General features: G+C 63.6%; 6 protein-coding genes. 3 read left to right on the top strand and 3 right to left on the bottom strand.

Going from position 1 to position 12947, the window contains the following annotated elements; all coding sequences use genetic code 11:
• Positions 1-179: 179 nt before the first annotated feature.
• The 3 genes from FQ705_RS20095 (at position 180) to FQ705_RS20080 (ending at position 8277) form a co-directional block, all read left to right on the top strand.
• A complete protein-coding gene (locus tag FQ705_RS20095) occupies positions 180-2426 on the top strand; it encodes a primosomal protein N' (RefSeq protein WP_144143805.1) in 2247 nt (748 codons plus the stop codon).
• Positions 2427-3110: 684 nt separating this feature from the next.
• The gene (gene putA / locus FQ705_RS20085; RefSeq protein ID WP_144143803.1) at positions 3111-7040 is read left to right on the top strand and encodes a trifunctional transcriptional regulator/proline dehydrogenase/L-glutamate gamma-semialdehyde dehydrogenase; all 3930 of its coding nucleotides are present in this window, start codon (positions 3111-3113) and stop codon (positions 7038-7040) included.
• 88 nt (positions 7041-7128) lie between these two features.
• A complete protein-coding gene (locus FQ705_RS20080) occupies positions 7129-8277 on the top strand; it encodes a branched-chain amino acid ABC transporter substrate-binding protein (protein ID WP_144143802.1) in 1149 nt (382 codons plus the stop codon).
• Positions 8278-8362: 85 nt separating this feature from the next.
• On the opposite strand, the gene FQ705_RS20075 is transcribed toward FQ705_RS20080, so the two are convergent.
• The 3 genes from FQ705_RS20075 to FQ705_RS20065 form a co-directional block, all read right to left on the bottom strand.
• Positions 8363-10084 carry a thiamine pyrophosphate-binding protein gene (locus tag FQ705_RS20075; RefSeq protein ID WP_144143801.1) on the bottom strand — a complete coding sequence of 574 codons (1722 nt, stop codon included), beginning with the start codon at positions 10082-10084 and terminating at the stop codon, positions 8363-8365.
• Between the two features lie 199 nt (positions 10085-10283).
• A complete protein-coding gene (locus tag FQ705_RS20070) occupies positions 10284-11672 on the bottom strand; it encodes an L-serine ammonia-lyase (RefSeq protein WP_144143800.1) in 1389 nt (462 codons plus the stop codon).
• 31 nt (positions 11673-11703) lie between these two features.
• The gene (locus FQ705_RS20065; protein WP_144143799.1) at positions 11704-12837 is read right to left on the bottom strand and encodes an alginate lyase family protein; all 1134 of its coding nucleotides are present in this window, start codon (positions 12835-12837) and stop codon (positions 11704-11706) included.
• Positions 12838-12947: the final 110 nt, after the last annotated feature.

The raw sequence follows: 12947 nt of genomic DNA, 5'->3' as shown, positions 1-12947 counted from the left end.
CGCGAAGTTCTCAACAAAGTTATCCACAGGCAAGCAAACCGATTGCAATTGTTCAGCGGAATCCAAAACTTAGCGCCGAAATTGAAGTTTTACTTTAACTTCGAGTGCGTCGGCGTCGGCTCGACGTGCCAAGCGGCGCGGCACCGTGCCGCAGCAGTGCGCCACAATCCCGCCGCCGCGTGAGTCAAGCGTTCGTCCGCGTCGCGCTGGATCATCCGCTGCCGACTTTGTTCGACTATCGGTGCGACACGCCAGAACTCGCCACGCCGGGCACGATGGTCAGCGTACCGTTCGGCAAGCGGCATGTGGTGGGCCTCGTCTGCGAAGTGACCGCTCACAGTGACGTCCCCGCTGAGCGCCTGCGATCAGTAAGCGGCGTTTGCACGGCGTGTCCGCCATTGTCGGCGGAGTGGCTTGCGCTCACGGCTTTTGCGGCCGACTACTATCAACGCGGTCTCGGTGAAGTGGCGTTGCCCGCGTTGCCCCAGGCGTTGCGCGACGCGTCGCGCTGGTCGCGCCTGTTCGCGCCGGAAGAACGCTACAGCTTGACCGAAGCGGGTCGCTCGGCGTTGCCCGACGCGTTGCCCAGCCGCGCGAGCGCTTTGCGCAAACTGGCGCAAGGGTTGGCCGAGACTGAATTCCTGCTGGCCGCCGACGCCCGCGCGCTTCATCCCAAGGCGATCGCCACGCTGGACGCGTGGCGTGCCGAAGGCTGGGTGGAACTGGATCTCATCGAAGCCGCGGCGGCGCTCGCCGCGCCTGCGTCGGCGGACGCATCCGCGCCCAGACTGCCCACGCTCACCGACGAACAGGCCACGGCAGTCGAAGCGATCCGCGATGCGGACGGCTTCGCGCCCTTCCTGCTGCACGGCGTGACAGGCAGCGGCAAAACCGAGGTTTATCTGCGAGCGCTCGCGGAGATTCTTGCCGCGAAGCCTGACGCGCAAGCGCTCGTCCTCGTCCCCGAAATCAACCTGACGCCGCAGTTCGAGGCGGCTTTCCGCGCGCGCTTCGCCGCGCTGGAAGGCACATCGATCGTCACCCTGCATAGCGGCCTTGCCGAAGGCGAGCGCGCTCGCAACTGGTTCGCCGCGCACACCGGCCGCGCTCGCATCGTGCTAGGCACCCGGTTGGCGGTGCTCGCGTCGCTGCCCAAGCTGGCGGTCATCGTCGTCGATGAGGAGCACGATCCGGCTTACAAGCAGCAGGAAGGCTTGCGCTATTCGGCCCGCGATCTGGCGATTTATCGCGCCAAGCAACTCGATCTTCCAGTCGTGCTCGGCTCGGCGACGCCGTCGCTGGAAAGCTGGTGGCAGGCCGATCAGGGACGATACAAGCGCCTGACCTTGTCGCGTCGCGCGGTCGCCGACGCCGTGCTGCCCACCGTCCGGTTGATCGATCTGGAAGAAGAGCGCCGGCGCGGCCGGGCATCCGTGGAGGGTTTATCCGGGCCGCTGATCGCCGCCCTGAAAGCGCGCCTCGAGCGAGGTGAGCAGAGTCTCGTGTTCCTGAATCGACGGGGCTACGCCCCGCAGCTCGCCTGCGACGCCTGCGGTTGGGTTGCCGGTTGCCCGCGCTGCACGGCATACGTGGTGCTCCACAAGCCCGAACGCGCGCTGCGCTGCCACCACTGCGGCTGGGAAGCGCGCATCCCGCGTTCGTGCCCCGAGTGCGGCAACGTCGATATCGAACCGATGGGGCGCGGCACGCAACGCGTCGAAGAAACGCTGGCGAGCGCGGTGCCCGGCGCCCGCGTGCTGCGGATCGACGCCGACAGCACGCGTCGCAAGGGCAGCGCTCAGGCGCTTTTCTCCGACGTGCACGCCGGGGAGGTGGACATCCTCGTCGGCACGCAGATGATCGCGAAAGGTCACGACTTCCAGCGCGTTTCGCTGGTCGGCGTGCTGAATGCCGACACGGCGCTGTTTTCACACGACTTTCGCGCGAGCGAACGTCTTTTCGCGCAGCTGATGCAGGTGAGCGGCCGCGCTGGCCGCGCCGGTTTGCCCGGTGAAGTGCTGGTCCAGACGCGCTATCCGCGTCACGCGCTGTATCACGCGCTAGGGCGCCACGACTACGTCGGTTTCGCCAACTCCACCTTGGCTGAGCGACGCGATGCGCACTTGCCGCCGTTCGTCTACCAGGCCTTGCTCCGCGCCGAGGGCCGCACGCTCGAAGCTGCGCTCGCCTTCCTCCAGCAAGCCGCCGCCGAGCTGACCGGTATAGCGGCCGCCGAACGCGTCACGGCTTACGACGCCGTGCCGCTCACCATCGTCAAGGTGATGCACGTGCATCGCGCGCAGTTACTGATCGAAAGCGCATCACGCGGGGCGTTGCAGGCGACGCTGCGTGCCTGGCAGCCGTTGTTGCGAAACCTCAAAGGCGTGCTGCGCTGGAGTCTCGAAGTCGACCCGCTCGACATCTGACGTCGACCCGCCGTTCGGCCATCGGCGTTACTTCTTTCAGTCAAATTTATTGCGCGAATGATCGTTTCGCCTGACGAGCGGCAATAACGCGAGGCGCAACCGTGCCGCCGTCCGGAACCCAGGCGGCACACCGTTGCAATTGATTCCCCGTCAGTCGAGCGTCGTCGTCGCGCGATGAACCGCTGCGCGCCATCTCGTCACTCAATCGTTTAACGCCGTCCGCGAATCGCCCGTCGATGCGCGCGATCCGCCGCGCTCGCGTCCTTCGACCGCGAGGCGCTTGTCCGAACCGCCCGTCGCGCCGCGGATGAAAAGCACTGCGCAAGTCGCGCACATAGCCCAGATGCCGAGTACTACCAGCCATTTTTCCATTTCACCAGTCCTCTCAAAACCCCGTATCGTTTTTGTGCGTGCCGTGAGGCCGCGTGCCGCTATGTTCTCTATAACGGCGCGGCGTCGGGTTTGATAAGGGTAAATGCAAAAAGAATCACGCCAGGGAAAGTACTGATCGCAACCGCCGCCGGCGTGCGTCGCGGCATTGGCCGGAAACCCTTGTCGCATAAGGCTTTGACTAAGGTGCAACCATGTCCTCCGAATGGTTGCACCTTTTTATTGGGAGGCGTACGATTCGCCCAACTTTTAGTCTTTAACCAGCGTATTCGTCTGGTCTCCGAAGAAGGAAACATGGCTAGCACCACCCTTGGCGTCAAGGTCGACGACCTCCTGCGTTCCCGGCTCAAAGATGCCGCAACCCGTCTCGAACGCACCCCGCACTGGCTCATCAAGCAGGCCATCTTTGCGTACCTCGAAAAGATCGAGCACGGCCAATTGCCGCCAGAACTGTCCGGCGTGACGGGTTCAGCCGATCTGGCCGACGGCGCCGCGGTCGAGCACGAGGAAGACGGCGCATCGCATCCGTTCCTCGATTTCGCGCAGAACGTGCAGCCGCAATCGGTGCTGCGCGCGGCGATCACGGCGGCTTACCGTCGTCCGGAGCCGGAATGCGTGCCGTTCCTGCTCGGCCAGGCGCGTTTGCCGTCCAGCCTCGCGGGCGATGTGCAGACGATGGCCGGCAAGCTGGTCGAAACGCTGCGCACCAAGAGCAAGGGCGGCGGCGTCGAAGGCTTGATCCACGAGTTTTCGCTGTCGAGCCAGGAAGGCGTCGCGCTGATGTGTCTGGCCGAAGCGCTGCTGCGCATCCCCGACCGCGCCACGCGCGATGCGTTGATCCGCGACAAGATCAGCAAGGGCGACTGGAAATCGCACGTCGGCCAGGCGCCGTCGCTGTTCGTCAATGCCGCAACCTGGGGCCTGATGATCACCGGCAAGCTGGTGACGACCAATAGCGAAACGGGTTTGTCGTCGGCGCTGACGCGTTTGATCGGCAAGGGCGGAGAGCCGCTGATCCGCAAGGGCGTCGACATGGCGATGCGCCTGATGGGCGAGCAGTTCGTCACTGGCGAAAACATCTCTGAAGCGCTTGCCAACAGCCGCAAATACGAAGCACGTGGTTTCCGCTACTCGTACGACATGCTCGGCGAAGCGGCCACCACCGAAGCCGACGCGCTGCGCTACTACGCGTCGTACGAACAGGCGATCCATGCGATCGGCAAGGCTGCCGGCGGCCGTGGCATCTACGAAGGCCCGGGCATCTCGATCAAGCTCTCCGCACTGCACGCACGCTACTCGCGCTCGCAGCAGGAACGCACGATGAGCGAACTGCTGCCGCGCGTGCGCTCGCTGGCGATCCTCGCGCGCCGCTACGACATCGGCCTGAACATCGACGCCGAAGAAGCCGACCGCCTCGAAATTTCGCTCGATCTGCTCGAGGCGCTGTGCTTCGATCCGGAACTGGCCGGCTGGAACGGCATCGGCTTCGTGGTGCAGGCGTATCAGAAGCGCTGCCCGTTCGTGATCGAATACCTGATCGATCTGGCGCGCCGCAGTCGTCACCGCATCATGGTGCGCCTCGTGAAGGGCGCGTACTGGGACACCGAAATCAAGCGCGCTCAGGTGGACGGCCTCGAAGGCTATCCGGTGTACACGCGCAAGATCTACACGGACGTCTCGTACCTCGCCTGCGCGAAGAAGCTGCTTAGCGCACCGGATGCGGTCTATCCGCAATTCGCTACGCACAACGCGCACACGCTGTCGGCGATCTATTACCTCGCGGGCAACAACTACTACCCTGGCCAGTACGAGTTCCAGTGCCTGCACGGCATGGGCGAGCCGCTGTACGAGGAAGTCACCGGCCGCGACAAGCTGAACCGTCCGTGCCGCGTGTACGCACCGGTCGGCACGCATGAAACGCTGCTTGCCTATCTCGTGCGTCGTCTTCTGGAAAACGGCGCGAACACGTCGTTCGTGAACCGCATCGCCGATGAAAGCGTCGCGATCAAGGATCTGATCGCCGATCCGTCCGACGAAGCCGCGAAAATTACGCCGCTCGGCGCGCCGCACGCAAAGATTCCGCTGCCGCGCAATCTGTTTGGCGCCGAGCGTCTCAATTCGATGGGTCTCGATCTGTCGAACGAGCACCGTCTGGCGTCGCTGTCGTCGGCGTTGCTGGCGAGCGCGCATCATCCGTGGCGCGCCGCGCCGATGCTCGAAGACAACGAGATCGCCGTCGGCAACGCCCGTGATGTCCGCAACCCGGCCGACCAGCGCGACCTCGTGGGCACGGTGGTCGAAGCGACGCCGGAGCACGTGAGCGCCGCGCTCGCCCACGCCGTGGCCGCTGCGCCGATCTGGCAAGCCACGCCGGTCGAAGCGCGCGCCGATTGCCTCGCGCGTGCCGCCGATCTGCTCGAAGCGCAGATGCATACGCTGATGGGTCTGGTGGTGCGTGAAGCCGGCAAGTCGCTGGCGAACGCAGTCGCGGAAATCCGCGAAGCGATCGACTTCCTGCGCTACTACTCGACGCAGATTCGCGATGAGTTTTCCAACGATACGCACCGCCCGCTCGGTCCGGTGGTCTGTATCAGCCCGTGGAATTTCCCGCTGGCGATTTTCATGGGGCAAGTTGCCGCTGCACTCGCAGCCGGTAACACGGTGCTCGCAAAGCCGGCCGAACAAACGCCGCTGATCGCCGCGCAAGCCGTGCGGATTCTGCGCGAAGCCGGCGTGCCGGCGGGCGCGGTCCAACTGCTGCCGGGCAACGGTGAGACGGTTGGCGCCGCGCTGGTGGCCGATCCGCGTACCCGCGCAGTGATGTTCACCGGCTCGACCGAAGTCGCGCGTCTGATCAACAAGACGCTGTCGAATCGTCTCGATCCGGACGGCAAGCCGATTCCGCTGATTGCCGAAACGGGCGGCCAGAACGCGATGATCGTCGACTCGTCGGCGCTCGCCGAGCAGGTCGTGGCGGACGTGCTGCAATCGTCTTTCGATTCGGCCGGTCAACGATGTTCCGCGTTGCGCGTTCTTTGTCTACAGGACGACGTGGCGGACCGCACGCTCGAAATGCTGACCGGCGCGATGCGCGAACTGGCGGTGGGCAATCCGGATCGTCTGTCGATCGACGTCGGCCCGGTGATCGACCTCGACGCGAAGCGCAATATCGACGCGCACGTCGCGACGATGCGCGACAAGGGGCGCAAGGTCGAGCAGCTGCCGATGCCGGAAGGCTGCGCACAAGGCACCTTCGTGCCGCCGACGCTGATCGAGCTCGACAGCATCGACGAACTGAAGCGTGAAGTTTTTGGGCCGGTGCTGCACGTGGTGCGTTACCGCCGCAGTCAACTGGACAAGCTGCTCGAACAGATCCGTTCGACCGGTTACGGCCTGACGCTCGGCATTCACACGCGGATCGATGAAACCATCGCTCACGTGATCAGCCGCGCGCATGTCGGCAACATTTATGTGAACCGCAACGTGATCGGCGCGGTGGTGGGTGTGCAGCCGTTCGGCGGCGAAGGTTTGTCCGGCACGGGTCCGAAAGCGGGTGGCGCGCTGTATCTGCAGCGTCTGCTCGCGACGCGTCCGGCCGGTTTGCCGAAGTCGCTCGCGCAGTCGCTGATGGCGGATGTTCCGCAAGCGGGTGAAAACAGCGACAATCCGTCCGCTGCGCTGACCGCGCTGCGTGACTGGCTGATCGCCGAACGCGAGCCGCAACTGGCCGCACGCTGTGACGGCTATCTGTCGCACGTACCGGCTGGCGCGACGGCGGTGTTGTCGGGCCCCACCGGCGAGCGCAACACGTACACGTTGGGCGCGCGCGGCACGGTTCTGTGTATTGCGTCGACGGCAAGCGGGGCGCGCGTGCAGTTTGCCGCCGCACTGGCTACGGGAAATCGCGCCTTGTTTGAAGGCGCAGCGGGTGAACAATTGGTGGCTCAGCTACCGGCCTCGCTCAAGTCGCATGCGAGCGTGAAGAAGAGTGCCGATACGCCGTTCGACGCCGTGTTGTTCGAAGGCGATAGCGACGAGCTGCTGGCGCTGGTGAAGGAAGTCGCGAAACGGACCGGGCCGATCGTCTCGGTGCAAGGCGTTGCGGCGCGCGCGCTGGAAAGCGGCGATGAGGATTACGCACTCGAGCGTCTGTTGACGGAACGTTCGGTCAGCGTAAACACGGCAGCAGCAGGCGGTAATGCGAATTTGATGACGATTGGTTGAGCGAACCTCACTTCAATTGCTCAGTAAAACGGAAGCGGTACGGCCATCCCGAAACCGCTCCATCCACACCTGGTACCAAGGAGAGACTATGCAACACAAGATGAATCAGTTGGCAGGCGCGGCGCTGGTCGCAGCAATGTCGCTGGCGGGGACGGCCAACGCTCAATCGACGGAAGACGTGAAGGTCGGCTTCGCCGGCCCGATGACGGGCGCGCAGGCGCACTACGGTAAGGACTTCCAGAACGGCATCACGCTGGCAGTGGAAGACATGAACGCGACCAAGCCGGTGATCGGCGGTAAACAGGTTCGCTTCGTGCTGGATTCGGCGGACGACCAGGCTGACCCGCGCACCGGCACGACCGTCGCGCAGAAGCTGGTGGACGACGGCATCAAGGGCATGCTCGGCCACTTCAACTCGGGCACCACGATCCCGGCTTCGCGCATCTACGCGAACGCGGGCATCCCCGAAATCGCCATGGCGACGGCGCCGGAATACACGCAGCAAGGTTTCAAGACCACGTTCCGCATGATGACGTCGGACACGCAGCAAGGTTCGGTGGCCGGCACGTTCGCGGTCAAGACACTGGGCATGAAGAAGATCGTGATCGTCGACGACCGCACGGCTTATGGCCAGGGTCTGGCTGATCAGTTCGAAAAGGCAGCGAAGGCAGCGGGCGGCCAGATCGTCGATCGTGAATACACGAACGACAAGGCCGTCGACTTCAAGTCGATCCTGACCAAGGTGAAGTCGGTCAACCCGGATCTGATTTACTACGGCGGCGCGGATTCGCAAGCGGCACCGATGGTCAAGCAGATGAAGCAACTGGGCGTCAAGGCACCGCTGATGGGCGGCGAAATGGTCCACACGCCGACGTTCCTGCAGATCGCGGGTGACGCAGCGAACGGTACGGTGGCATCGCTCGCCGGCCTGCCGCTGGAAGAAATGCCGGGTGGCAAGGACTACGTCGCAAAGTACAAGAAGCGCTTCAACGAGGACGTGCAAACGTACTCGCCGTACGCTTACGACGGCGCAATGGCGATGTTCGACGCAATGAAGAAGGCTAACTCGACCGATCCGGCCAAGTACCTGCCGCTGCTCGCGAAGACCTCGATGCCGTCGGTGACGTCGGCTAACCTGGCCTACGACAGCAAGGGCGACCTGAAGAACGGCGGCATCACGCTGTACAAGGTTGTCGATGGCAAGTGGACGACGCTGCAAAGCGTGGGCGGAAAGTAAGCGGTTTTCGCTTGCTTTGACGTCAGAAACCCCGCTTTGGCGGGGTTTTTTATGCGCGTGGAGCGTGTCGACTACGAGCAGGAAGCTACGACTCTCCCCGCATCTTCCTCCCCTGCTCCCGAATCTGCTCCAGCGTCGCGCCCGGCGTACTCGCCTCCTGCAACATGCGAATCTCGATCACCGCCGCGCTCTGCGCTGCCATCGCGCGTTGCAAAGCCGGCAGAAAATCTTCCGTACGCTCAACCGTTTCGCCATGCGCGCCGAACGATCGCGCGAACGCCGCGAAGTCGGGATTGGTGAGTCCGGTGCCGTGCACGCGTCCAGGATAATGCCGCTCCTGATGCATGCGAATCGTGCCGAAGTGAGCGTTATTCACGACGATAAACAACACGTGCAGGTCGTACTGCATCGCCGTCGCAAGTTCTTGGGCAGCCATCATGAAACAGCCGTCGCCGGCTAACGCGACCACCGCGCGTTGCGGATAGAGCGACTTCGCAGCGATCGCCGCCGGCACACCGTAACCCATCGCGCCACTCGTCGGCGCGAGTTGCGAGCGGTAATGTCGATACGAAAAGTGCCGATGCAGCCACGTCGCGTAATTGCCCGCGCCGTTCGTGAGAATCGCATCGTCCGGCAGGTGCGCGCGTAGTTGCTGGATAACTTCGCCCATCTGCACATCGCCGGGGATTTGACGAGGCTTGCGCCATTCGAGGTAGGCGCGATGCGCCTCATCCGTCGCGCCTGTCCACGCGAGCTCGCCCGAAGCAGGTTTCAACGCAGCAAGCATCGACGCCAGCTCGGGCATGCCCGACACAATCGGCAGATCCGCTGCGTATACGCGGCCCAACTCCTCCGCGCCTTGATGCACGTGCACCAGCGTTTGCTTTGTCTTTGGAATGTCGAGCAGCGTGTAGCCGTTGGTCGTAGCTTCACCGAGTCGAGGCCCGATCGCGAGCAGCAGATCGGCATCGCGGATGCGCTTCGCGAGCGCGGGATTGATACCGAGGCCGACATCGCCCGCATAGTTCGGGTGCTCGTTATCCAGCGTGTCCTGAAAGCGGAACGCGAGGCCAACCGGTAACTGCCAGTTCTCCACGAAGCGCTGAAAATCTGCGCACGCAGCTGACGTCCAACCGCTGCCGCCTGCAATCACCATCGGCCGCTGCGCACCTTCGAGCAACTCGCGCAACTTCCCGATCTGCGCCGCCGACGGCGACGCCGCCACGCGCTGGTACGCAGGCGCGCCGGCGACGGCATCGCATGCATCGCTCAGCACGTCTTCGGGCAACGACAGCACCACGGGCCCAGGCCGTCCCGACGTCGCCGTGTGAAACGCATGGCTCAGATATTCGGGGATGCGCTTCGGGTCGTCGATCTGCGCGACCCACTTCGCCATCTGGCCGAACATGCGTCGATAGTCGATTTCCTGGAATGCCTCGCGCTCGAGATGTTCTCGCGCGCATTGGCCGATCAGCAGGATCATCGGCGTGGAATCCTGAAACGCGGTGTGCACGCCGATCGATGCGTGCGTGGCACCCGGTCCACGCGTGACGATCGCGACGCCAGGCGTTCCGGTCAATTTGCCGACCGCCTCAGCCATATTCGCTGCCGCCGCCTCATGGCGACAAACGATGGTCTGAATTCGCTCAGTCTCGTCATGCAGCGAGTCGAGCACGGCGAGAAAGCTTTCGCCAGGCACACAGAAAACGCGTTCGACACCGTGCGTGAGTAACGCATCGACGACAAGACGCGCGCCGGTGGTTTGAGCGACAGGAGAACCGGAAACGGGAGCATTCGGCTGCGACATTGCGATGAAGCCTCCAGACAGTGCGTAAGTGCGAGATAAGATCGCCGCATCGGCCCAACGAGCGGCGCTACAACAGCTTACGCTGGGCACGCCGCCGCTGTCACGGCGCAACGCAACCAACATGGGCGCCGGCGACGCACCAATAAAAAAACGCGGACCGTAGCCCGCGTTTCTCGTTAGCCGCCGTCGAGACCGCTCATCAGCACTCGACGATATTCACCGCGAGGCCGCCTCGCGATGTTTCCTTGTACTTGGTCTTCATATCCGCGCCGGTTTCGCGCATGGTCTTGATGACCGAGTCCAGCGACACATAGTGGCTGCCGTCACCGCGCAAAGCCATCCGTGCCGCGTTGACCGCTTTTACGGAGGCCATCGCGTTACGTTCGATACACGGAATCTGCACCATCCCGCCGACCGGGTCGCACGTCAGTCCGAGGTTGTGCTCCATGCCGATTTCCGCGGCATTCTCGACCTGTCTCGGCGTGCCGCCCATCACGGCGGCAAGCGCACCGGCCGCCATCGAACACGCGACACCCACCTCGCCCTGGCATCCCACTTCTGCGCCCGAGATCGAGGCGTTCAGCTTGTAGAGAATGCCGATCGCCGCCGCCGTCATCAGGAAGTCGATCACGCCTTGTTGATTCGAGCCCGGCATGAAGCGCGTGTAGTAATGCAGCACCGCCGGGATAATGCCGGCCGCGCCGTTGGTCGGCGCAGTGACCACCCGGCCGCCTGCGGCATTCTCTTCGTTGACGGCGATCGCATAGAGATTGATCCAGTCGACCATCGACAACGGATCGCGCAGCGCAAGTTCCGGATTACCCGACAGCGCGCGATACAACTGCGGCGCACGGCGCTTCACCTGGAAGGGTCCCGGCAGATTGCCGTCGGCGTCCGGATTGTTGATGCCGCAACCACGCGACACGCACGATTGCATCACGTCCCAGATTTTCATCAAGCCGGTACGCGTCTCTTCTTCCGTGTGCCACACGCGCTCGTTTTCCCACATCAACTGGGCGATGCTTTTGCCGGTCGATTCACACAGTGCGAGTAACTCGTTACCGCTGCGAAACGGGTGCGGCAATTGATCGACCGCGCTCAGTACTTTCGTGTTCGGCGCGCCGGCCGTCACCACGAAGCCGCCGCCCACCGACAGGTAGGTCGATTCGCGCAGCGTCTCGCCCTGCGCATCGAAAGCGCGCAGCTTCAGGCCGTTCGGATGCTCAGGCAGCGCCTGACGATAAAACGAAATGTGATCCTTCTGCACGAACGGCACATCGTGCGTGCCGAGCAGCGCCAGCTTGCGCGAGCCGCGCACCGCTTCGAGACGTTGCGCGATCGTGTCCGGATCGACGGTGTCGGGTGCGTCGCCCATCAGGCCGAGCATCACGCCGCGATCCGTGCCGTGGCCTTTGCCCGTTGCACCGAGCGAGCCGTAGAGATCTGCTTTTACCGACGCCGTATTGCCGAGCAGCCCATCGCGTTCGAGCCCCTGGACGAACATCAGCGCCGCGCGCATCGGTCCCACCGTATGCGAACTGGACGGACCGATGCCGATTTTGAAGAGGTCGAATACGCTGACTGCCATTTACTGCTCCTGCCAATAATGAAAAGTGGATTTATCGCGCGGGCAGCGGCAAACACACGGCGAGCCACGCAGGTGGCGTCGGTGCTAGCTGCAATGCGATTGGCGTATAGCGTCCGTCGAGACGCGCCGCCAGGTGAAACAGTTCCGTCGCGTTCTTCGGGTCCCATTGACCCGAGTAGCCGGGCAAACCGGCTTCGCGACGCTTTGCGTCGAACGGTACGTTCGAATGCACGAATTCTTCATGCGTCCTGCTGCCCGCCGCGTAAGGCGCGAGCCAGTTCAGCGCGGCTTGCAGCGTCGCGCCGTTCGCACCCTTCTCCGGCAGCCAGTTCCGATTGTGGCGACGCGCGGCGAGCGCGGCCGTCACGAGCGGCTGCAGATCGTAAGTGACGTAATGCAGCGCGTCACGTTCGCTGAAGTCGATGGTCGAGCCATCCGGCTCGATGTTGTCGCCGATATGTTCGACGAATAGACGCTGCGCCGCGTTGATCATCTTGCGGTTATCCAGCGTGAACGCGGCCATCGCGATCAGCTTGATCCGGTGGCTTTGCCAGTTGTTCTGGAACGTGCCTTTGAGCGGGCGCGCTTGCGCGTCGATCTGTCCGATGTAGCCGTTGGCGAGCTTCGTCAGAAATGCCATCGACGCATTGCGCGTTTTCACGGGCAGCGCGCTCGCGGTCATGTCATAGGCGAGGATCAGCCCTTCGAAACGCGTTTCGTCGATGGGATTGAAGCTTGGCTGATAGGTCGTGACCCAGGCGTATAACAGGCGGTCCACGAGCTTGAGATAGCGGTCGTCGCTGGTGGCGCGCCAGGCAAGCGCGGCGTCGCGCATCAGGTCGAGGTCTTTCTCCGCCTCGACGCTCTGGTCGTAAATGCCCTCGTGCGGCAAGGTGCCTTCGGTATGCAGTTTCGCCAGCGCGTGTGGCTGTTCATTCAGATGCGCCTGCACGTTGCTGACCAACGCCTTGACGCCCGGATCGGCATTCGTGCGCTCGCTCGTTTGCAGCGCGGGCGCCGCACAAAAATTCATTGCGGCGTGTGCCTCGCGCAGCGGCAGCAGCAACGCCGCGCCAGCCAGCGCAAGCGCGCAGCCCTGCTGCCATGTCTTCTGGGCTTGCCTGATTCCGGTCCGGCTATACATCGATCGCACCTGTCGCGCCATGCGAAACTCCTCGTTGGGCTGATTCGGTGTGTGATGTTAGCCGTTTGCGGCCATGAACGACAGAACCGCGCAACGCCTGCTTACAACCTCAGGCGATGCGCGTTTGGGAC

The organism is Paraburkholderia sp. BCC1884 (assembly GCF_900996225.1).
GTDB lineage: Bacteria > Pseudomonadota > Gammaproteobacteria > Burkholderiales > Burkholderiaceae > Paraburkholderia.
Note: the sequence above shows the minus strand (reverse complement) of the source record. Positions and strands in the feature narration are given on the sequence as shown.

What these genes read in the sequence shown, in the direction of transcription:
- putA (WP_144143803.1), top strand. Translation starts at nt 3,111, where the DNA reads ATGGCTAGCACCACCCTTGGCGTCAAGGTCGACGACCTCCTGCGTTCC.
- FQ705_RS20080 (WP_144143802.1), top strand. Translation starts at nt 7,129, where the DNA reads ATGCAACACAAGATGAATCAGTTGGCAGGCGCGGCGCTGGTCGCAGCA.
- FQ705_RS20075 (WP_144143801.1), bottom strand. Translation starts at nt 10,084, where the DNA reads ATGTCGCAGCCGAATGCTCCCGTTTCCGGTTCTCCTGTCGCTCAAACC.
- FQ705_RS20070 (WP_144143800.1), bottom strand. Translation starts at nt 11,672, where the DNA reads ATGGCAGTCAGCGTATTCGACCTCTTCAAAATCGGCATCGGTCCGTCC.
- FQ705_RS20065 (WP_144143799.1), bottom strand. Translation starts at nt 12,837, where the DNA reads ATGGCGCGACAGGTGCGATCGATGTATAGCCGGACCGGAATCAGGCAA.